16 protein-coding genes and 1 riboswitch are annotated in these 22,247 nt (G+C 67.0%); of the genes, 8 read left to right on the forward strand and 8 right to left on the reverse strand.

The window, feature by feature from the left end; all coding sequences use genetic code 11:
* Both cobJ and LIG30_RS14560 read left to right on the forward strand, forming a co-directional pair.
* The coding region (gene cobJ, locus LIG30_RS14555) for a precorrin-3B C(17)-methyltransferase (protein ID WP_038713316.1) at positions 1 to 766 on the forward strand (766 nt) is incomplete at its 5' end.
* Positions 767 to 971: 205 nt separating this feature from the next.
* Positions 972 to 1,211, forward strand: coding sequence for a hypothetical protein (locus LIG30_RS14560; RefSeq protein ID WP_038713317.1), 240 nt, complete (start codon positions 972 to 974; stop codon positions 1,209 to 1,211).
* 36 nt (positions 1,212 to 1,247) lie between these two features.
* Here the strand turns inward: LIG30_RS14560 and LIG30_RS14565 are convergent, their stop codons facing one another.
* The 5 genes from LIG30_RS14565 to LIG30_RS14585 are packed head-to-tail and all read right to left on the reverse strand — an operon-like array spanning position 1,248 to position 9,002.
* Positions 1,248 to 1,886, reverse strand: coding sequence for a vWA domain-containing protein (locus tag LIG30_RS14565; RefSeq protein ID WP_083494046.1), 639 nt, complete (start codon positions 1,884 to 1,886; stop codon positions 1,248 to 1,250).
* A gap of 29 nt (positions 1,887 to 1,915) precedes the next feature.
* Complete coding sequence (locus LIG30_RS14570) at positions 1,916 to 3,022, reverse strand: ATP-binding protein (RefSeq protein WP_038713319.1); 1,107 nt, start codon at positions 3,020 to 3,022, stop codon at positions 1,916 to 1,918.
* A complete protein-coding gene (gene cobN, locus LIG30_RS14575; RefSeq protein WP_038713320.1) occupies positions 3,019 to 6,837 on the reverse strand; it encodes a cobaltochelatase subunit CobN in 3,819 nt (1,272 codons plus the stop codon). Before cobN ends, LIG30_RS14570 begins: the two co-directional genes overlap by 4 nt.
* Positions 6,838 to 6,843: 6 nt before the next feature.
* On the reverse strand, positions 6,844 to 7,917 hold the full coding sequence (gene cobW / locus LIG30_RS14580; protein ID WP_038713321.1) for a cobalamin biosynthesis protein CobW: 1,074 nt from the start codon (positions 7,915 to 7,917) through the stop codon (positions 6,844 to 6,846).
* 26 nt (positions 7,918 to 7,943) lie between these two features.
* Positions 7,944 to 9,002 carry a HoxN/HupN/NixA family nickel/cobalt transporter gene (locus tag LIG30_RS14585; protein ID WP_038713322.1) on the reverse strand — a complete coding sequence of 353 codons (1,059 nt, stop codon included), beginning with the start codon at positions 9,000 to 9,002 and terminating at the stop codon, positions 7,944 to 7,946.
* A 190-nt stretch (positions 9,003 to 9,192) separates the two neighbouring features.
* A riboswitch (cobalamin riboswitch) is annotated at positions 9,193 to 9,457 on the reverse strand.
* Positions 9,458 to 9,681: 224 nt separating this feature from the next.
* Between LIG30_RS14585 and LIG30_RS14590 the strand changes: the two genes are divergently transcribed.
* A complete protein-coding gene (locus tag LIG30_RS14590; protein WP_038713360.1) occupies positions 9,682 to 11,178 on the forward strand; it encodes a methyl-accepting chemotaxis protein in 1,497 nt (498 codons plus the stop codon).
* A 211-nt stretch (positions 11,179 to 11,389) separates the two neighbouring features.
* On the opposite strand, the gene LIG30_RS14595 is transcribed toward LIG30_RS14590, so the two are convergent.
* Positions 11,390 to 12,007, reverse strand: coding sequence for a LysE family translocator (locus LIG30_RS14595; protein WP_038713323.1), 618 nt, complete (start codon positions 12,005 to 12,007; stop codon positions 11,390 to 11,392).
* 4 nt (positions 12,008 to 12,011) lie between these two features.
* Positions 12,012 to 13,595, reverse strand: coding sequence for a tryptophan halogenase family protein (locus LIG30_RS14600; RefSeq protein WP_326973043.1), 1,584 nt, complete (start codon positions 13,593 to 13,595; stop codon positions 12,012 to 12,014).
* A 1,310-nt stretch (positions 13,596 to 14,905) separates the two neighbouring features.
* Between LIG30_RS14600 and LIG30_RS14605 the strand changes: the two genes are divergently transcribed.
* The 4 genes from LIG30_RS14605 (at position 14,906) to LIG30_RS14620 (ending at position 19,243) form a co-directional block, all read left to right on the forward strand.
* A complete protein-coding gene (locus LIG30_RS14605; RefSeq protein WP_038713324.1) occupies positions 14,906 to 16,699 on the forward strand; it encodes a DUF3857 domain-containing transglutaminase family protein in 1,794 nt (597 codons plus the stop codon).
* 226 nt (positions 16,700 to 16,925) lie between these two features.
* Positions 16,926 to 17,303, forward strand: a complete 378-nt coding sequence (locus LIG30_RS14610) for a cobalamin biosynthesis protein (protein ID WP_038713362.1) — start codon at positions 16,926 to 16,928, stop codon at positions 17,301 to 17,303.
* Between the two features lie 29 nt (positions 17,304 to 17,332).
* Entirely contained in the window at positions 17,333 to 17,935 is a 603-nt protein-coding gene (gene cobO / locus LIG30_RS14615; protein WP_038713326.1) for a cob(I)yrinic acid a,c-diamide adenosyltransferase, read from the forward strand.
* A 3-nt stretch (positions 17,936 to 17,938) separates the two neighbouring features.
* Positions 17,939 to 19,243, forward strand: coding sequence for a cobyrinate a,c-diamide synthase (locus LIG30_RS14620; protein WP_038713327.1), 1,305 nt, complete (start codon positions 17,939 to 17,941; stop codon positions 19,241 to 19,243).
* Between the two features lie 52 nt (positions 19,244 to 19,295).
* Here the strand turns inward: LIG30_RS14620 and LIG30_RS14625 are convergent, their stop codons facing one another.
* A complete protein-coding gene (locus LIG30_RS14625) occupies positions 19,296 to 20,459 on the reverse strand; it encodes a M20 aminoacylase family protein (RefSeq protein ID WP_038713328.1) in 1,164 nt (387 codons plus the stop codon).
* Positions 20,460 to 20,988: 529 nt separating this feature from the next.
* Here LIG30_RS14625 and LIG30_RS14630 point away from each other — a divergent pair.
* Positions 20,989 to 22,236, forward strand: coding sequence for a M23 family metallopeptidase (locus tag LIG30_RS14630; protein ID WP_083494048.1), 1,248 nt, complete (start codon positions 20,989 to 20,991; stop codon positions 22,234 to 22,236).
* Positions 22,237 to 22,247: the final 11 nt, after the last annotated feature.

The following is a 22,247-nucleotide window of genomic DNA, read 5'->3' on the forward strand; positions in this document are numbered from 1 at the left end:
CGGCCGCGCGCGCGGCCGTCTCACGGTGCTGGGGCTCGGCCCCGGCGGCGCCGAGTGGCTGACGCCCGCCGCGCGCGCGGCGCTCGCCGACGCCACCGACATCCTCGGCTATACGACCTACGTGCAGATGGCCGGCCCGTTCCGGGCCGACCAGCGCGTGCACGGCACCGACAACCGCGAGGAAATGCAGCGCGCGCGCCATGCGTTCGAGCTGGCGGCCGACGGGCGCCGCGTCGCGGTCGTGTCGTCCGGCGACCCCGGCGTGTTCGCGATGGCCGCGGCGGTGCTCGAAGCGCTCGACGACGCGCGCGATCCGCGCTGGGGCGCCGTCGAGCTGCGCGTCGAGCCGGGCGTGTCGGCCGCGCTCGCGACGGCCGCGCAGGCCGGCGCGCCGCTCGGCCACGATTTCTGCATGATTTCGCTGTCCGACAACCTGAAGCCGTGGGACGTGATCGAGATGCGCCTGCGGCACGCGGCCGAGGCGGATCTGGTGATGGCGTTCTACAACCCGATCTCTCGCGCGCGGCCGTGGCAGCTCGACCGCGCGCTCGACGCGGTGCGCGCGCATCGCTCGCCCGACACGGTCGTCGTGCTCGGCCGCGACATCGGCCGGCCCGGCGCAACGCTCGTCAGCACGACGCTCGGCGCGCTGCGCGCGGAGCAGGTCGACATGCGCACGATGGTGATCATTGGCTCGTCGACGACGCGGCGGTTCAACGTCGGCAGCGGGCGCGAATGGGTGTATACGCCGCGCTGGTACAAGTAACCGCGCCGGGCGGCAGGCGGCCATGCCGCCTGCCGCCCGGGCTCGAGCCGCCGCCCGCGATTCGGCTGACAAAACTGGCGTAACCTGCGCCTGCGTGACCTGCGCGACTGGCGTGACCTGAGCGGTCGGCACGGCTGGCGCGTTGCCGGTCGCATCGTTATGCTTGCCCCCCCAAACCCAACCTACCCCATCCACCGGAGCATTCATGAAACGCATCCTGTTGTGCGCGCTTGCGCTGCTGACGACCGCGAGCATCGCGCACGCGCAGACCCAGACCTACCAGTTCGGCGAAGGACAGGCGCAACCGCAAAGCACGCACTTGGCGCACCGCGCACCGAAGCACGCCCACGCGGCCCATTCGCGTCGCAAGCACGCAGCGCACAAGCATGCGGTGCACCGCACGCATCGCAAGCATCACGCCGCACCGGCACGCAAGCGCACCTGAGGCCGGTTCACGCCAATAGCGGGCTGCGCCGCCCCCCTAATCCTGCACCAGCTCGCCGGGCGTCAGCCATTGCGCGCCCCACGCGGCGGCAAGGCGCTCGCCGCGGCCGAGCGGCACGGCCGAGTCGTCGAAATCGACGAACACCACATGATCGGCCGCAGCCGGCCGCACCGGCGTCTCGAGCGAGCAGCCGTCGGACAGCACCCACAGCCACCGCTGCCGCGCAGGCTCGCGGCGCGCGGCGCAGGCGAGCAACTGCGCGGCGGCGTCAATGCCGTCCGCGAGCGGCGTGCCGCCGCCGCCCTCGACGGGCGCGAGCCAGCGCTCGTTCCACCAGCGCGGCACCGCCGGCCCGAAGCGGCGCTGCGCGCCCGCGCCGCCAAAGCAGATCAACGCGGTTTCGGCGCGTGCGCGCGCCGCGCGGTCGAAGCATGCGGCGATCAAGCCCTTCGCGAGCGCGAGTTGCCCCGACGCCATCATCGACGCCGAACAGTCCAGCACGAAGCAATGCAGCGCCGCAGGCGTCCCCGCGCGCTTCCGAAAGCGCAGATGGTGCGGCTGAAGCGCATCGGCACGCCTCGCCGCGAGCGTCGCCGCCCACGCGATCGCCGCGCCGGCACGCGCGACGCCCGCCGCCCGCCCGCTTTCGCCCTGTTGCCACCGGGGGCCGCGAATCGTCTTCGCGGCGGCGCTCGCCCGGTGGCTCAGCGTTTTTTTAGCGGCAGCGGCACCACGCCCTTCACGGCCTGCATGCCGGCCGGCTCAGGCGGCAGGTAGCCCCAGTCGCCTTGCGCGTCCACGTCGTCCGCGTCGTCCGCGTCGTCCGTGCGCGGTTCGCCGCCGGGCGGCGCCGCGCGCCCGTCCGGCTCGCCCTGCTGCGGCGAGCGATCGTGCGCGCCTCGATCCGGCGCAACTGCCGGCGGCGTCGCATGCGCGGTGCGCCGATGCCGCAACACCGCCTCGGCCACCCGCTCGACATGCGCGACCGTCACCGCATCCGCGCCGTCGAGCGCGGCCAGCGCGCGCGCCGCGCGCAGCATCACGAGATCGGCGCGCAAACCGTCGACCGCCGCCTCGATGCACAGCGCGCTGACCCGCGCATGCACCGCGTCGTCGAGCGACAGCGCCGCCAACCGCTCGCGCGCCGCGCGGATTTGCGCGGCCAGCGCCTGCTGCGCCGCCATCTGCGCCGCCCGGAACGCGCCAGGATCGGCGTCGAACGCGAGGCGGGCCTTCACGATCTGCAGCCGCTGCGCCGGATCGAAGCAATTCTGCAGCTCGACCATCAGCCCGAACCGGTCGAGCAGCTGCGGACGCAATTCGCCCTCTTCCGGATTCATCGTCCCGACCAGCACGAAGCGCGCGTCATGCGCGTGCGACACGCCATCGCGCTCGACGATGTTGACGCCGCTCGCGGCGACGTCCAGCAGCGTATCGACGAGCCCGTCGGCGAGCAGGTTGACCTCGTCGACGTACAGCACGCCTTCGTGCGCGCGCGCGATCAGGCCGGGACGAAAGCGCACGCCGTGGTCGGCGAGCGCATGCGCGAGATCGAGCGTGCCCGTCACCTGCTCGTCGCTTGCCGACAGCGGCAGCGTCACGAACCGCCCGTGCGGCAGCAGCTCCGCGAGCGCGCGCGCGGCGGTCGACTTCGCGGTGCCGCGCGGCCCGCTCACGAGCACGCCGCCGAGCGCCGGATCGATCGCGACGAGCAGCAGCGCCTGTTGCAGCGCGGCCTGGCCGACCAGCGCGGTAAAGGGAAACACCGCGCCGACGCGGCCGTTCGCTTGAGTCGTGCCGGCGTCGTTCATCGCCGTCCTCCTTCCTGATGCTGTTCGCTCGCGAGCCAGATCGCCTCGATCCGTTCGCGGTAATCGCCCGGCTGCTGCCACAGCCCGCGCTGCATCGCCTCGACGAAGCGTTCGCAGATGCCCTGCAGCGCGCGCGGATTGTGCCGGTCGAGAAACGCGCGCGTATCGTCGTCGAACAGATACGCGTCGGCGACGAGCGCATATTGATGATCGGACAGCACGCGCGCGGTCGCGTCGTAGCCGTACAGGTAATCGACCGTCGCGGCCATTTCCGCCGCGCCCTTGTAGCCGTGCCGCTTCACGCCGTCGATCCATTTCGGGTTGACGACGCGCGAGCGGATCACCCGCGAAATCTCCTCGCGCAGCGTGCGCATCTGCGGCGCGGCCGGGTTCGCATGATCGCCGTGGTACAGGCTCGGCTGCCGCCCGGACAGATGCCGCACCGCCGCCGCCATGCCGCCCTGGAACTGGTAGTAATCGTTCGAATCGAGGATGTCGTGCTCGCGGCTGTCCTGGTTCTGCACGACCGCGTCGATCGACGCGAGCCGCTGGCCGAACGCGTCGTGCGCCGCGTCGCCCGCGCTGTTCTGCGCGTACGCATGGCCGCCCCAGCGCTGGTAGGCGCCGGCCAGATCCGCATCGGTCTGCCACTGCCGCGCGTCGATCATCTCCTGCAGCCCGGCACCGTAACTGCCGGGCCGCGCGCCGAACACGCGCCAGCCGGCGCGCCGCCGCGCCTCGTCGGGCGCGATTCCCTGTTCGATCCACTGCGCGCGCTCGCGCTCGATGCGCGCGCGGATCGGGTTCAGGTGCGCCGGCTCGTCGAGGGCGGCGACTGCCTGCACGGCCGCGTCGAACAGATGCATCAGGTTCGGGAACGCATCGCGAAAGAACCCGGACACGCGCAGCGTCACGTCGATGCGCGGCCGGTCGAAGATCTCGATCGGCAGGATCTCGAAGTCGGTCACGCGATGGCTGCCGTGCGCCCACTTCGGCCGCACGCCGATCAGCGCGAACGCCTGCGCGACGTCGTCGCCGCCGGTGCGCATCGTCGCGGTGCCCCACACCGACAGGCCGACCGCGCGCGGATAGTCGCCGTGGTCCTGCAGGTGCCGTTCGATCAGTTGCTGCGCGGATTTCAGGCCGAGCGTCCACGCCGCCTGCGTCGGCACCGCACGGGTGTCGACCGAATAGAAGTTGCGGCCGGTCGGCAGCACGTCGGGCCGCCCGCGCGACGGCGAGCCGCTCGGCCCCGGCGGCACGAAGCGGCCATCGAGCCCGCGGCGCAGCTGCCGCAGCTCCTCGCTGCCGCATGCGTCGAGCGCCGGCATCAGCGTCGCGCGAATCCGCTCGATCACGGGCAGCGTATGCGGCCACGCGCCGGGCGGCGGCTCGCATGCGTCGTCCGGCCGCGCGGCGCACAGCCGGTCGAGCCACTGCTGCGCGAGCCGTTCGAGCCGTTCGCGCGTGTCGCCCGCATGCCGCCACGGCGAATCGTCGAGCGCCGCCAGGATCGCCGGGCGCGGCCCGTGCCACGGCGCGGCCCAGTCGGCGGCGAGCGGATCGAAGCCGTCGCCGAGCGCCAGGTCGCGCGCAAGCGCGCCGATCAGCCCGGCCCGCGCCGCCTGGCCGTCGCCGACCGGAAAGCGCGCGAGCGCGAGCAGCGTATCGCGCCGCTGGCGAGCGGCCGGCGACTGCCCGAACACGTGCAGCCCGTCGCGGATCTGCGCTTCCTTCAGTTCGCACAGCCAGGCGTCGACGCGCGTGAGCAGTTCGTCCTCGCCGCGCGCGTCCTGCGGCGGCGCGACGCTCAACTCCTCGTGCAGCCGGTGCTCGGCGATCGTCTCGAGGATCGTCCGGCGCAGCAGCTTCGCGCGCCGCGCGTCGACCATCAGCGCGTCATAGTATTCGTCGACCTGCCGCTCGAGATCCTGCAGCGGGCCGTAGTTTTCCGCGCGGGTGAGCGGCGGCATCAAATGATCGACGATCACCGCCTGCGCGCGCCGCTTCGCCTGGCTGCCCTCGCCCGGATCATTGACGATGAACGGATACAGGTGCGGCAGCGGCCCGAGCGTCAGGTCCGGCCAGCACGCGTCCGACAGCGCGACGCTCTTGCCGGGCAGCCATTCGAGGTTGCCGTGCTTGCCGAGGTGGATCACCGCGTCGATCGCGAACGCGTCGCGCAGCCAGAAGTAGAACGCGAGATACGCATGCGGCGGCACGAGGTCCGCGTCGTGATAGCTCGCATAGTCGTTCTCGCCGCGCGAGCGCGACGGCTGGATGCCGACGAACACGTTGCCCGCGCGCCAGCCCGCGATCGTGAAGCGCCCCTGACGCAGCGTCGGATCGTTTTCGGGCGGCCCCCATCGGTCGTTCAGCGCCTGCCGCACGGCCTCCGGCAGCCGCGCGAAACGCGCGCGGTAATCGGCCAGCGAATAGCTCTGGAACGCGGGCCGCAGCGCGCGGGCCGCCGGGTCGTTCGTCACGCCGTCGGTCAGGCGCGCGATCAGCGCATCGCCATCGGCCGGCAGGTCGGCGACGCGGTAGCCGGCGTCGCGCAGCATCGCCAGCACGACCCGTGCCGACGCGGGCGTGTCGAGCCCGACGCCGTTGCCGATCCGCCCTTCGCTTTGCGGATAGTTCGCGAGAATCAGCGCGACGCGCTTGTCCGCGTTGTCGAGCGTGCGCAGCCGGCACCAGCCGCGCGCGAGCGCCGCGACGAAGCCGATCCGTTCGGCGTCGGGCTGGTAGCGCACGACGTCGACCTCGGTGTGCGGGCAGCGGTACGCGAGGCCCTTGAAGCTCACCGCGCGCGTGACGATGCGCCCGTCCACCTCCGGCAGCGCGACGTGCATCGCGATGTCGCGCGCATGCAGGCCCTGGTTGTCGGCGAGCCACGCGTCGCGGTTGCCGCCGGACAGGATCACCTGCAGCACCGGCGCATCGCCCGCGAGCGCGTCAGGCTGCGAACGGCTGCCCCCGGGATCGCCGATCGCCCCTGCCGCGAACGCGGTCGTGTTGAGCACCAGCGCGACGTCGTGTGCGCGGCACAGCCGCTCGACGATCTCGCGGCTCACCGCGTCCTTCAGCGACGTCACCGCGATCGGCAGCGGATTCAGCTCTTCGCGCTCGAGCGCGTCGGCAAGCGCATCGAACACCGCCGTGTTCGCGGCCTGCCAGTGCGCCTTGTAGAACAGGATCGCGACGACCGGCGCGCCGGGCCGCCAGCGCGGCCGCCAGTCGTCGATGCTGGCCGGATCGCGCGCAGGGTGATACAGCGCGGCGGCCGGCAGCGGACGCGGCGGCTCAGGCTCGTCGCCGAAACCAAGCGTGTGAAACGCGATGCTGCGCAACAGCGCGTCGGCGTTGTGCATGCCGCCTTCGCGCAGGTAGCGCCACCACTGGCGGCACAGCGCGGGCGCGACGGTGCTCTTCGCGATCAGGTTCGGATCTTCCTGCAGGTCGCCGGAGAACATCGCGAGCTGCTGGCCGTGACGCGACGCGAGCGACACCGCCTGCTCGATCCCGTACGGCCAGTACGCCTCGCCGCCGAGATGGTCGATCACGACGGTGCGCGCGTGCTTCAGCACGTCGTCGACGTAGAAGTCGACCGACGCCGGCTGGCGCAGGAACGTCACGTTCGCGAGACGCACGCTCGGAAAGCCGGCGGGCAGGCGCGGCACGACGCTCGCGAGCAGCGACAGCGTCGTGTCCGCCGACGAAAGGATCACGATCTCCGCGGGCCGCTGGTCGATCCGGATCACGCCTTCCGTATCGTCGACGAAGCCGCCCGGCGTGGTGCGCAGCAGATGCATCGCGCGTTACGCCTGTTGCGCGTGCGCGGCGAGCGCCGCGTCGAACCCGCGCTGCAGCGCCGCCGCGTCGAGATCCTCGCCGATCAGCACGAAACGGCTCGCGCGCGGCTCGCCGTCCTGCCAGCGGCGGTCGAAATAGCTGTCGAAGCGGCGCCCGACGCCCTGGATCACGAGCCGCATCGGCGCGCCCGGCAGCGCCGCAAAACCCTTCGCGCGATAGATCGTGTGCGCCTCGACGAGCTGCTGCAACGCGGCGATCGTCGCGTCGCGCGAACCCGCGTCGCCGGTGACGACGACCGAATCGAACTCGTCGTGATGATGGTCGGCGTCGTCGGCCGAGCCGTGATGGTCGTGGCGCAGATGGATCGTGTCCTCCGACGCCGCCTCGATCCCGAGCAGCATCGCGAGATCCAGCTCGCCGCGCGTCGCGTGGACGATCTTCACCTGCGGCGGGATCTCGTCGCGGATCGCGGCCTCGATGCCCGCCAGATGCGCGCCGTCGAGCAGGTCGGTCTTGTTGACGATCACGAGGTCGGCCGCCGACAGCTGGTCGGCGAACAGCTCATGCAGCGGCGATTCGTGGTCGAGATTCGGGTCGGCGCTGCGCTGCGCGTCGACCGCCTGCGGATTCTCGGCGAACTGGCCGCTCGCGGCGGCCGGGCCGTCGACGACGGTCACGACCGCGTCGACCGTGAAGCTGTTGCGGATCGCCGGCCAGTTGAACGCCTGCACGAGCGGCTTCGGCAGCGCGAGGCCCGAGGTCTCGATCAGCACGTGGTCGATCTCGCCGCGCCGCTCGACGAGCGCCTCCATCACCGGGTAGAACTCCTCCTGCACCGTGCAGCACAGGCAACCGTTCGCGAGCTCGTAGAGCTGGCCTTGCGACTCGCCGCCGGCGTCGTCGCAGCCGATGCCGCAGCCCTTGAGGATCTCGCCGTCGATGCCGAGCTCGCCGAACTCGTTGACGATCACCGCGATGCGGCGGCCGTCGGCGTGCTGCAGGATGTGGCGCAGCAGCGTCGTCTTGCCGCTGCCGAGAAAGCCCGTGACGATGGTGACGGGGAGCTTGCGCATGTGCATGGAATGTCCGTGGGTCGAAAGAGGTTTCAGGCGGAGATCGTCACGTCGATCTCGTCATAGCGCTTCGCGCGGTAGATCGCGGCCGACACGAGCCAGCTCGCGACGAACAGCCCGATCACGACGTAGCCGAGCACGCCGAAATGCCCGGCCGCCATCCCGGCGAAATCCCAGACCGGGCCTTGCAGCGCGAGCTTGTCGGCGATCAGCGCGAGCACCTCGATGCCGCCGATCAGCGCGGCGACCATCACCGAGACGAACGTGATCGTCATGTTGTAGTAGATCTTGCGGATCGGCCGCACGTACGCCCAGCGGTACGCGCCCATCATCAGGATGCCGTCCGTCGTGTCGACCAGCGTCATGCCGGCGGTAAACAGCGCGGGCAGCGCCATCACCGACCAGAACGACAGGCCGCCCTGCACCTGCGTCGCCGAGATGCCGAACAGCGCGATCTCGGTCGCGGTGTCGAAGCCGATGCCGAACAGGAAGCCGATCGGATACAGATGCCAGCTGCGCGACACGAGCCGGAACAGCGGCCGGAACACGCGCGCGAGCACGCCGCGCTGGTTCATCAGCAGGTCGAGATCCTGCTCGACGAGCGGTTCGCCGCGCCGCACCGCGCGAAAGGTGCGCACCACCGAGATCAGGATCAGCAGGTTCGCCCCCGCGAGCAGCAGCAGGAAGAATGCCGACACGCAGGTGCTGATCGTTCCGCCCCACGCCCGGAAGCTCTCGAAGCGCGCGAGCGACGCCGCCGTCAGCGCGACGACGACCGACATCACGATCACGACGCTCGAATGGCCGAGCGAGAAGAACAGGCCCGCGCCGAGCGGGCTGCGCCCTTCCTGCATCAGCTTGCGCGTGACGTTGTCGATGGCGGCGATGTGATCGGCGTCGACCGCGTGGCGCAGCCCGAACACGTACGCGAGCAGCGCGGTGCCGAGCAGCACCGGCTGGCCGTGGAAGGCCGCGAGCGCCCACGCCCACGCGCCGATGTTGAATGCGACAAGCAACGTATAGATGGCAATGATCTTGCCGCGCAGCCCGGACGAGCTGTCGTTGAACAGACGGAAAAACGATTCGAGCATGGTGCTCCCTTTGCGAACGGTCGACATGAAGAATGCCAACACGGCCGGCCGCATGCGCCCGCCCCGCGCGCCGCACCGCCCGCGCAGCCGGCCCGCGCAATTGCGCGGCGCCCGCCGTCCGGTCGAACACGGGATGCGCCAGGGCGCAACGGAGGCTGCCGCCGTGAACGATACGCCGCATCCCCGCGGCGCTGAACCCCTTGTTTTGGCCGGTATCCGGGCTGGCGAACACGCCGCTTCACCTTCCCGGACACGCAGGGCGTCCAGTGGCTGTCGTCCGCATGCGGATGGCATGCGGCGAAGCGGCGCTGCATCGCACGTGGCGCGATGCGTTCGCTTACCGTTGCGGGGGCAGCACAGGTTGGCGCCGTCCGCGACGCGGGCGGGCCTCCTGTTTCCCGTTTAACTGCGCGCGCCAGAACGCGCGCGCGAGCACCGAAACGCGTGCGAGTGTAGGCGTCGGGGGCGGGAGCGTCAAGGCGGCGGGCGGCGATCGCCTGCGCCGGCCGGCCACGGGTTCGATGCGTTCGAGCCACCCGGGCACCCTCGATTGACAGCAATTCGAGCAATTCTGTATTGCGTGACGTGGGTAAGTTCGAACCCACGCGTGCCGTAAACGAACTCACGCGAAGTCTGCCCGCCAGTTTTTTTACTTTCGAAGCTTTACGACGCCCTCCCCATGACAATCAAGCAAAAACTCCAGATCCTGATGTTCGTCACGCTGCTGGCCATCGGCGGCGGCATCGTCGTGACGGCCCTCGGATTCAACGCGGTGGACGACGCGCAGGCGGCATCGCACCGCCGGGAACGGCAGGTGCGCGGCCTGACCGAAATCAAGGCCAGCGCGCTGTCGACCGTCGAACTCGACCCGACCTCGAACGACACGCGGAAGATCTTCGCGGACGCGGAGGAGAACATCGACAAATGGGCGAAGCTGATCGCCCCGCTGTTCAACTCCCCGGAGCAGCAGGAACGGCTGCGCGTCGTGCGTTCGCAATGGACCGCGTACGACCAGAAATCCCGCCAGCTGTTCGACCTGGCGGGCCACGACGCCAAGGCGGCCAACGATCAGATTCCCGCGCTCTATCACTCGGACTTCCAGCCGCTGCAGGCGTCGATCGAAACGATCATCGCCGAGGCGAGCCGGCGCGGCGAGGCCGCCGCCGCGAACGCCGACCGCGCGCGCACCAGCGCGGTGCGCACGGTCATGGCCGCGCTGGCGGCCGTGATGGCGCTGGTCGTCGGCTCGATCGTCGTGCTGTCGCGCTCGATTCAGCGGTCGCTGGCCGGCATCCAGCGCACGCTGCAGACGGCCAGCGCCTCGCTCGACCTGACGCAGCGCGCGCCGGTCGAGGGCAAGGACGAGATCAGCGTGACGGCCGACGCGTTCAATCACCTGATGAGCCGCATCGAGGAGGTGATGCTGTCGGTGCGGAACGCCGTGGAATCGGTCAGCACGGCGTCGAAGGAGATCGCCGCCGGCAACATCGATCTGTCGAGCCGCACGGAGGAACAGGCCGCGTCGCTCGAAGAGACGGCGGCCAGCATGGAGGAACTGACCGGAACCGTCCGCCAGAATGCGGAAAACGCGCGGGTCGCGAACGATCTTGCCCGGGCATCGAGCGACGTCGCGATCCAGGGCGGCAACGTGGTCGGCGACGTGGTGGCGACCATGGGCGACATCAACACCAGCTCGGAGAAGATCGCCGAGATCATCGGCGTGATCGACGGCATCGCGTTCCAGACCAACATCCTGGCGCTCAACGCCGCGGTGGAAGCCGCACGCGCGGGCGAACAGGGCCGCGGCTTCGCCGTCGTGGCGACCGAGGTGCGGAATCTCGCGCAGCGCTCGGCGGGCGCGGCCAAGGAGATCAAGGTGCTGATCGACGACTGCGTGAGCAAGATCGGCGCCGGCACGCGCCTCGTCGATCAGGCCGGCCAGACGATGGACGACGTGGTGAACAGCATCCGGCGCGTGACGGACATCATGAACGAGATCGCCGCCGCGTCGCAGGAGCAGAGCAAGGGCATCGACCAGGTCGGCCAGGCCGTCACGCAAATGGACGAAGTCACGCAGCAGAACGCGGCGCTCGTCGAACAGGCTGCCGCGGCGGCGCAGTCGCTCGACGAGCAGGCGAAGAAGCTGCACGCGGGTATCAGCGTATTTACGCTGTAATGCCGCGCGCGCAGGCGCCAGGTCGGTAACGGCGAGCGCCTGCGCGGCCAGGCGCTCGCCGACGATGGTGCGGAATGGCAGGCGGGTGTGGCCGGGTGCGGGATGCGCAACGGATGCGTCGGCGGTGGACGATGCGCTGTATCACTGCGGCGTGCAGTGATGAAAAGTGGCTTTTCCAATGGTCATCGCCACTTCAGCACACACGGTAATTTTATTTTTCGACGACAAGCAAGATGGCGATTGCCGCCATGGCGATAGAACTCGATCTGTTGATGTACCTGAGCGACGAGCCGGCCAGCCGGGATCCAAGCACCATGCCGCTTCCTGCGTAAATCGTCATCGTGATGATATCGATCACCGCTGACAGCACTGCGAGCACGGCGTACTGAAAAAACAGTTTCCCGGCAGGGTCGATGAACTGAGGCAGAAATGCCACGAAGAACACGATCACCTTCGGATTCGAGAACGCAACGAGGAAACCTCGGACAAACTGCGCGCCGGCGGTTCGCTTCCCCCAGTTAGACTCATCGCGGTCATGCAGATGGCCGCTCGAATTCCAGATCTTCCAGGCAATCCAGAGGAGATACAGAAATCCGCCCCAGCGAATGACCTGGAAGACATTCGCGTACAGCTTGATTACCACACCCAGGCCGAGCCCCACCAACGCGATGATCACCATATCGGAGAGCGCGGCGCCGAGCGCACAAAACAAGACCCCTTTCTTCGACTTCGCGATGCCGTTGGACCACGCCAACAACGACGTCGGCCCCGGCAGGATCGCGCCAGCAAAGCAGAAAATGGCATACAAGGCGATGGTGTTGGCACTCATGATGTCAGGCTGAGCGGGTTCCCCGAATATTCAACAGGTAATCGTAAGTGGTCGGGAGAGTCGCGGAAAGCTCTTCTTCTTCCCATTTGAGGCTCTGAAATTCCGCGAGCGCTTGTTTCATCCACTCATCGTGATATACGAGCTTCGGATTTGATTTCTCGGGAACCCAATCAAGGCCGGCGAACATACAATAATAATTACTGTTTGTCCAGAAATTTGAAAATTCCAGATCGAAGTTTCCATAATAGTCGCTTTCGTTTGTCGTCACCGGCGGACACACAACGAGGCCGGCGTTGTATGCGTTCAGCTTCTCGTGCAGCGAGTCCGAAATTTTGAGATCGTGCTTGTTCGCCCGCCAGAAATCAGAGTCATTTCTCGAGGTTGTGAAGTAGTGAGTCTGGATGAAATCCCTACAGTCGTCGAACATCATTTCAATTTTCTTGTTGAACGAATCTGCCAGCCGGGAGTCCAGGGTGGCGTCCGGGAAATGCTGAGCAAACTGATAGATCGCCGCATAAATGAAATAGAGCCCAGTCGACTCCAGCGGCTCAAGAAAGCAAGACGAGAGCCCGATCGACACGCAGTTTTTGACCCACGCTCGCCGGTTACGTCCCGTGCGGAATTTGATGTGGTTCAGTTTGACTTGATCTTCCCTAACGCCCCAGAGCTTCATGAAATCCTCTGTCGCGGTCTCCTTCGAGCAAAAGCTGCTCGAGTATACATAACCCGATCCGAATCGACCGAGCAGCGGAATCTTCCATGTCCAGCCGCTGCTCATCGCAATCGCCGACGTATACGGCTCCACACCATTAGCCTCGTCATCGTGGGCGATCGACGCCGCAACCGCCGAATCGCACAGCAAGTACCTAGACATATCGATGAAGGGTTCGTCCAATGCCTGGTTAATCAGAAGCCCCTTAAATCCCGAACAATCGACAAAAAAGTCTGCTGCGATCTCGGCTCCGGACTGGGTTCGTACCGACTTGATTCCGCCACTTTCATTCAGCCGCGTCTCGACGACTTCACCCTGGATATGCTCAACCCCCCAACTCACCGAGAGCCCCCGGAGATAATCGGCGACAAGATGAGCGTCGAAATGCCAGGCATGACTCATACGCGACCTGCCGTCGCGATCCTTTGGCGAAAGCTTGGCATCGAGTAGTTTCGCCTTGTTATAGCAGGCGTACGCGAACTGCTCCGATGTCTGCCCGGTATTTTTCAGATGTGCCCAATAGTGAGAAAGCGGAATCCCGTTGACTTCCTTTAACTGACCGAACATGTGGTAGGAGTAGTCGGTTGAATCGCTTTCGGCATTCCAACCGACGAACTTGATCGCCGACTTGAACGACGCATTGCAATGAGGCATCCAGTCTTGCTCTTTCAACCCAAGGAAGTCGAAGAAAACCCTTTGTAGATTTGGTATCGTTGCCTCGCCCACGCCGATTTTCGGAATGGAAGGCTCCTCAATCAGCGAGATTTTCACCTTGTGACCATACGCTTTGGAAAGATAGGCGGCAGTCATCCACCCCGAACTTCCTCCGCCCACAATCAGGATGCTCTTCACAAAATTCCGCATAATGTCTCTCATGTTATTGAAATGGAACCAATAAATCTGGGATCATCACATCATCGCCACTGAAAACTCAGATGCCTGCAATTTAATAAAATTTCGCTCTATTTCACATCGGAAAGCTCTGTCTCACGATCAGAAAAGCGGGTCAAATGCCACTCCCGCGATATGCTGCACACAAAGAAACGCCGTTACGAGTATCAAGTTCACCGCGGGGAGCGGCCTCAACGCGAAGACGCAGTGCAGTGCGCCCACACAAACCGCGAAAGGCAATGCCCGTCTGGCTGCGCCTAACAGGATGCCGCCCTACCCGCCGCCATACTGCGTGCCGAAAGAATCGGGAAATTCGCCGCAAATCAGAAACCGCTTGACCGCTCTGCGCAAGACACAAAATCGAATAGCAATTCTATAGTATTCGTATTTTCTTATCTTGGATAAAAAATCCCGCATAAAACAAATTATTTAAAATATGAAAACATACACCACCAACCATGCCACCAATCACTCCCCATACCAAATCCGGCAACTGCTCCCACCCACCTCGCAGCTGCACTCATGCCAACATCACCGGGCATAATGAATCAGGTAACGAGTTCCGGCTCGACAATATTCAGCTCTCTCATGATATTTGCCATCCATGCAATTTTTATTGCACACTATTTTCAGAAAGATGCCTCAACAAGCGGGTTCACGTTACCGCACATTCAATTCACCCAACACAATTTACAAACAGATTCGTAATCTATGCATCAAAAATAAACCTTCCTATCGTAATTTCTTTATTTTTATGTAACAGACGATACCAACTAGATAAATTCGCGCCACAACATCGTTCAAACGCACGCTGGCCGTGCCTAGCTCGGCTTCGGCGTCGCATAGGTTCCGATGTGGCGAAGCATTAGGCTCGTCGCACCGCGTGCGCCCAAGCACTGACGAACCCACGCGCCGGCGTGGACGCCTCAATGCGGCAGGAGAACGGGAAACGATTAATCGGGCGTGCTTGCTTCAAATTGGGTTGAGCATCCAATTTCATGATTGTTAAGCTTTTTCCTACGCAGCCGATTGGATGCATCGAAGACGGGACGGGACAGTCGGCGATGCCGATTGACATCGCGGAATAGCATCGATACCGTCAATTCGATTCGCGCAATTCGTTCTTGACTCCCTGAGCGCATGCGCTTCCCCGCGTCGAAGTCAGATCCTTCGGATCGGGAGCCATTATGTTTGCCAGCCACATTCTTGAATTTTTTACGCCGCCCATGAAGCCACATCGCGACTCAATCTCAAGAAGCGTCCGATATTGCGCAGCCACCCTGCTGACGTTCTGCATGTCGATCTGTTACGCCGCGGACTATCGGGTCGAGAACCTCGACCATTCGATCAAGGTCGATTCCGCCGGAAAGCGTGTCGTGCGCGTCGACCTCGCGATCAAGCTGATGACGGACGCGGCGATCGCCCGGTTCGGCCAATACGCGGTCTCCTACAACTCGCAGTTGCAGAAGCTGGACATCGACCGCGCGGAAACGCTGCACGAGGACGGCTCGCGCGTGCCGGTCGATTTCCGCGGCGGGATGTTCGACCGCCCGACCCCCGTCACGATTTCCGCGCCGCAGTTCAGCAACGAGCATCTGCGCCTCGTCACGTTCCCCGCGCTGTCGAAAGGCGACACGATCCGGCTCGCATACACGTTGACCGACGTCGAGACGCTGTTCCCGGGCAAGTTCAGCGTCCAGTTCGCGTTCCCGCCGATCGAGGAATACGGTTCCGCGAACATCACGCTCGATACGCCGGCCGACATGCCGGTCGCGATCGATGCGCGCGGCGTAAAGGCCACCGCCGACTCGACCGGCAACGGCCGCAGAATCCGTTCGTACCACTATGAAACGCCTGCGTCGGGCATCGCCGACGAGCAGACGAACACCGTAGCGTGGACGGATATCGGGCCGTCGTTCATCGCCAGTAACTTTACCGGCTATGCAGACATCGCCAGCGCGTACAACGCACGGGCCTACGACAAGCTCGGCGCGTCGGACGCGGTGCTCGCGCTCGCCGATCGATTGACGGCCGGCGTCGACGACCGGCGCGAACAGGCGAAGCGGCTGTATGCATGGGTTGCGCGGAACATCCGCTATGTCGGCGTGTACTTCGGCGCCGGCCCGGTCGTGCCGCATCGCGCGGAAGACGTGCTCGCGAACCGCTACGGCGATTGCAAGGATCAGGTGACGCTGCTGTCGGCGCTGCTCGCGGCCAAAGGCATCGACAGTGACGGCGTACTGGTGAACCTCGGCAACCACTATCGCCTGCCCGACGCACCCGACGTGCTGACGTTCAATCACGTGGTCGCCTGGCTGCCCGAATTCGGCGCGTTCGTCGATACGACGGCCGGCGTGCTGCCGTTCGGCGTGTTGCCGTTCGAGGCGAGCGACAAGCCGGCGCTGAACGCGAAGACCGGCAAAATCCTGCATACGCCGCCGCAAAACGGCGCGAACAGCACGTCATCTGTCGCCTATGCCGTCGACATCGGCCAGGACGGAAACGGCACACTGACCGGCGACATCTCGCTGGACGGCCAGGCAGGCCTGCATGCACGCCAGATGTTCACGCACCTGCCACCGAAGCGCGTCGCCGACACCATGCTGCGCACATTCGGCCTCGCCGGCGACCTGCAGCTGAGTTCGCGCGGTCTGGACGATCTCGACGCGCCGCTGTCGATCGACATGCGCGGCAAGATCGATCAAGTGTCGCTGATGCCGGGGCCCGCAGCGGTTTCGGTACCGTTGCTGCCGAATTTCGGTGCGATCCGCTCGTTCGCCGACTACGTGCTGCAGCAAAGGAACAAACCGTTCGACGGCACGTGCAGCGGCACCCGTCTGGAAGAACGCTACCGGATCACGCTGCCCGGCTCGGTCGAGGTGCTCGCGATCCCGCCGAACGTCGACGTGCGGGCCGGCGAGATCGCATACCGCTCGACCTATCTCCGAACCGGCCAGACCGTCGACGTGACGCGCGTGCTGGAGCGCAAGCTGGCGAGCAACGTGTGCGGCAGCGCGAAGCTCGCGGAATGGGCGGATGCCGCGACCGCCATCTCGACGGACCTGAAGCGCCAGATCCTGTACCGGTAACGTCGATTCGGCCCGACGCGGCGCTTCCCCGGCCGGCGCCCGCGCGCCCGCCGGGCCGGCCGCCCGCCCTTTTCCCGAGGCGCGCCTGTGCTATCGTATGCGCGCGTTTCGCCCGCCGCGTCGCGGGCCTCGTTCGATCCGTCATGCACTGCATCCTCGCCGGCCGCGCCCGCGCCGACCGCTCACCCGTTTCCGCCGCTTCGCCACGGCCCGAGCCATGCCGCGCATGATGCGGGTCGCGCTCGGCCTCGGCTTTCGCGCGGGCGTCACCGCCGTGCAGCTCGACGCCGCGATCCGCGCGGCGCTCGCGCGCCATCCGGGCGCGCAGCCGGTGGTCGTCGCGACGCTCGACGCGAAGCGCGGCGCGCGCGCGTTGCGCAGGCTCTGTGCGCGACGCGGCTGGCCGCTCGTCGGCTTCGGCGCGGCGCAACTCGCCACGCGCCCCGAGCTCGCCGCAAGCGGGCCGTCCGCCGCCGCCCTCGCCCGCTTCGGCGTGGCGGGCGTCGCCGAGCCGTGCGCACAGCTCGCCGCGCCGCACGGCCGCCTGCTCGGCCCGAAGCTCGCGCACGACGGCGTGACCGTCGCGCTAGCCGGGCCGCTTTGAACCTTCCACCTTCGACAGGACTCTCGCCGATGAAAACCGATTCCGATGCCCACCAGCGAATGACCGAGCGCCGCCGCGCCGGCCACGAGAAAAAACAGGCCGCCGCCACCCAGGAAAAAGGCCTGCTGATGGTCCACACCGGCAACGGCAAGGGCAAGAGCACCGCCGCGTTCGGCATGGCCGTGCGCGTGCTCGGCCACGGCATGCGCCTCGGCGTCGTGCAGTTCATCAAGGGGGCGCTGCACACGTCCGAGCGCGACTTCCTCGGCGCCGTCGCGCAATGCGACTTCGTCACGATGGGCGACGGCTATACGTGGAACACGCAGAACCGCGACGCCGACATCGCGACCGCGCGCAAGGGCTGGGACGAGGCGCGCCGGATGATCGAAAGCGGCGACTACCAGATGGTGATCCTCGACGAGCTGAACACCGTGCTGAAGTACGAATACCTGCCGCTCGACGAAGTGCTCGCGACGCTCGCCGCACGCCCCGCGTCGCTGCACGTCGTCGTGACCGGGCGGCACGCGCCGGACGCGCTGATCGACGCAGCCGACCTCGTCACCGAGATGCGGCTCGTCAAGCATCCGTACAAGGAACAGGGCGTGAAGGCGCAGCGCGGCGTGGAGTTCTGAGCGATGCCCGCCTGTCCCGCGCTGTTCGTCAGCGCGCCCGCGTCCGGGCAAGGCAAGACGTCGGTGACGGCCGGGCTCGCGCGTCTGCACCGGCGGCTCGGCCGGCGCGTGCGCGTGTTCAAGACCGGCCCGGATTTTCTGGATCCGATGCTGCTCGAGCGCGCGAGCGGCGCGAGCGTGCATTCGCTCGATCTCGGCATGGTCGGCGAGGCCGGCTGCCGCGCGCTGCTCGCCGACGCCGCGCGCGACGCGGACCTGATCCTGATCGAAGGCGTGATGGGATTGTTCGATGGCACGCCGAGCAGCGCCGATCTCGCCAGCGCGTTCGGCGTGCCGGTCGTCGCGGTGATTTCCGCGAAATCGATGGCGCAGACGTTCGCCGCGATCGCGTTCGGCCTCGCGCGCTTTCGCGCCGACGTACCGTTCCACGGCGTGCTCGCGAACCGCGTCGGCTCCGATCGCCACGCGCAGCTGCTGCAGCAGGCGCTGCCCGACGACCTGCGCTGGCTCGGCCACGTGCCGGCCGACGCCGGCATCGCGCTGCCCGAGCGGCACCTCGGCCTCCACCAGCCGCACGACATCGCCGATCTCGACGCGCGGCTCGAGCGGGCCGCCGACGCGCTCGCGCAAACGGCGCTCGCCGAGCTGCCGCCGGCTGTCGCGTTCGCGCCGCCCGATGCCGGCGCGCCGCTGCCGCGCGCGCTCGCCGGCCGGCGCATCGCGGTCGCGCGCGACGCGGCGTTCTCGTTCATCTATCCGGCCAATCTCGCGCTGCTCGACGCGCTCGGCGCGGAGCTGCGATGCTTCTCGCCGCTCGCGGACGAGCCCGTGCCGGACGGCTGCGATGCGCTGTTCCTGCCGGGCGGCTACCCGGAACTGCATGCGGCGGCGCTGGCGGCGAACGCGCGCTGCGCACAGGCAATTCGCGCGCACGCGGCGGCCGGCAAGACGATCGTCGCCGAATGCGGGGGGATGGTGTATCTCTGCGACGCGCTCACGGACACCGACGGCGCGACGACGCCGATGCTCGGCCTGATGCCCGGCGCCGCGACGATGCAGCGCCGTTTCGCGGCGCTCGGGATGCAGCAGCTCGACACGCGCCACGGGCCGATGCGCGGCCATACGTTCCACTACTCGCGGCTCGACACGCCGCTCGCGCCCGTCGCAACCGCCGCACGGCAGGACGGCGCCCCCGGCAGCGGCGAGGCCGTGTACCGGATCGGACCGATCGTCGCGACCTACATGCACATGTACTGGCCGTCGAACCCGCTCGCCGCCGCGGCGCTCTTTCTCGGCGACGCGCCGTAACCGGCCGTGGCGCGACGAGGCGGCCGGGCGCGGCGTGGCCGCGCCCCGTGCATCAGACGAGGAAGGCCTCCGCGAGCTTGACCCAGTACGACGCGCCGGTGGCCAGCACCGCGTCGTTGAAGTCGTAGCCGGGGTTGTGCACCATGCAGCCGCCCTCGCCGTCGCCATTGCCGACGATCAGGTAGCAGCCGGCGCGCTGTTCGAGCAGGAACGCGAAATCCTCGCTGCCGGTCAGCGGCACCATGCCGTCGATCAGACCGTCGGCGCCGAGCCATTCACGGGCGACGTCGCGGGCGAACGCGGTCATCGGTTGGTCGTTGACGAGCACCGGGTAGCGGCGCTGATAGTCGATCGTCGCGTTCGCGCCGAACACGGCCGCCTGCGCGTGCGCGATTTCCGTGATGCGTTTTTCGAGCAGGTCGCGCACGTCGGCTTTCAGCGCGCGCACCGACAGGCGCATCTGCGCGTGATCGGGGATCACGTTGGGCGCGTCGCCCGCGTGGATCGCGCCGACCGTGACGATCGCCATGTCGAGCGGCGACACGTTGCGCGACACGATGGTCTGCAGCGCGACGACGATCTGCGCGCACACGACGACCGGGTCGATCGCCAGGTGCGGCACCGCGCCGTGGCCGCCGCGGCCTTGCACGTCGATGATCACGGTATCGGACGACGCCATGAACGGCCCCGGCAGAAAGCCGAGCTTGCCCGCCGGAAAGCCCGGCATGTTGTGCATCGCGAACACCGCGTCGCACGGGAACCGCTCGAACAGGCCGTCGTCGAGCATCCGCTTCGCGCCGCCGAGCCCTTCCTCGGCCGGCTGGAAGATCAGGTTCAGGGTGCCGGAGAAGCGCCGCTCGCGCGCGAGATGCTTCGCCGCCGCGAGCAGCATCGCCGTGTGGCCGTCGTGGCCGCACGCGTGCATCTTGCCTGGAATGCGGCTCTGATACGGCAGGCCGGTCGCTTCGTGGATCGGCAGCGCGTCCATGTCGGCGCGAATGCCGAGACGCTTGCCGCCGTCGCCCGCCGTCAGCTGCGCGACGACGCCGGTGCCGCCGAGCCCGCGGTGCACCGTATAGCCCCAGGACTGCAAACGCTCGGCGACGAGATCGCTCGTCGCGAATTCCTCGAAACCCAGCTCGGGATGCGCATGGATGCGATGCCGCAGTTCGATCATTTCGTCGGCCAGGCCCGCCGGGATCACGCTGTGCGTCAAGGTAACGTCTCCTGTTGAGGTGCGATGCGGGCAAGCATAGCCGCCTATGCGGCAACTGAACAGCCAAAAACTCGTCATGCCAGCAACCATTGGTTGCCATATGAAGGATCGGGTGGCAGGCCCGGCGAACCGCTCGGGTGAACCGGGTGACCGCATGATGGCCGGCACGGGATTCGACTCGCCGCACGTCCGCGTCGATAGACGACGGCGCACACGCCCTTATCTTGATAAAAATTCCGCTGTGCGAAACAAACGGATCGACCCCGTTTTAAATTTTCGTCATGTTGCGGAACAATCTATAGACTGGCGCTGTCATTTTATCTTTGCGTCTTCGTGTAAAGCGGGTTTCGACCCGGCATACACGCCGCCGTTCGAAACGGGCCATGCCCGTCGTTGGGCCGAACGGAAACGAATCGGGCTCCTTACGGAGCCTGTTTTGTTGCACGCCCGCTTCCCTTCCCGTCGCCGCTCGACGTGTGCCCGGCCAGCGGTTCTCGCCCATCCCCTTTCATTCGAACCGATTTCCTGGATGTGGACAACCTTGCTCAATTCTGCCGCACACCTTGATGCTTCGCCGCGCCGCGTCACACCACCGCGCCGCGCACGACTCTCCGCCGCGTTGCTGGGCGCGCTCGCGCTGCTCGGCCTCGCTGCCGCACTGCCCGCCGTGTCCCAGGCGCCGGGCATCGCCGACACGCGCGCCGCCGCGCTGCCGCAGCGCGTCCTGCTGGATACGCCGTTCCCCACCGCGCAGCGTTTCGTCACGAGCGAGCTCACGCAGATCGCCGGCGATCGCATCGCGCAACCCGGCCTCCTCGCGCCGCTCACCGCGCATCGCAACGATATGCTTGGTTATGCGAATTTGTTTACGATCGCCGAACCCGAGCCGGATCACGGCCTGCGCGCCGGCAACGTCGAGCTTTCGCTGACCGACACCCTCAACCGCCTCGACCTGCCGCCCGAGGTCCGCATCCAGCTCGGCGACATCGTCACCGGCAAGCTGCCGATGCGCGCCAGCGCGCAACCCGGCGACTACTACCGGCTTGCGTTCGACACCACGGGCGGCGCGTCGCGCCTGACCGCGCTCGACCTGCGCGTGGCCGGTCGCAGCTTCGGCGCCGTCTGGTTCAAGCCGCCTGGCGCGGACAACGGCGCGTACTACGCGTTCGACGGCACGCCGCTCGAAGCCGCCGCGTTCACGACGCCCGTCAGGTGGACCCCCATCAGCTCGTTCTTCGGCGAACGCGTTCATCCGCTTTCGCAGGCGATCGCGTTCCACACCGGCGTCGATCTCGCGGCGCCGACCGGCACGCGCGTCGACGCTGCTGCAGACGGCGTCGTGTCATTCGTCGGCACCGATCCGGGCGGCTACGGCAAGTATGTCGTCGTCGATCACGCCGATCGCTACTCGACGTATTACGCGCATCTGTCGGCGTTCGCGCATGGCCTCAGGGTCGGCGACACCGTCAGACAGGGAGAGCGCATCGGCTCGGTCGGCATGACCGGCGCGGCGACCGGCCCGCATCTGCATTTCGAGGTACGCGCAGCGAACCAGCCGGTCGACCCGCTCGTCACGCTCGCGAACGCACGGACCACGCTGTCCGACCTGCAGCGCACCGCCTTCCGGCAGGAAGCGGCGCAATGGCGTTTCCGTCTTGCGTCGATCAATTCGTCGCCGTTCGCGTTCGCGCAGTCCGACGGCCCGTTATGGGGCGACTTCGCCAGCGACAAGTCAACGCTGCGCGCGGTGTTCAATACGCATTACACCGCGTCCTGACGCGGTTTCGC

The sequence above is a fragment of the Burkholderia sp. lig30 genome (assembly GCF_000687455.2).
Lineage (GTDB): Bacteria > Pseudomonadota > Gammaproteobacteria > Burkholderiales > Burkholderiaceae > Burkholderia.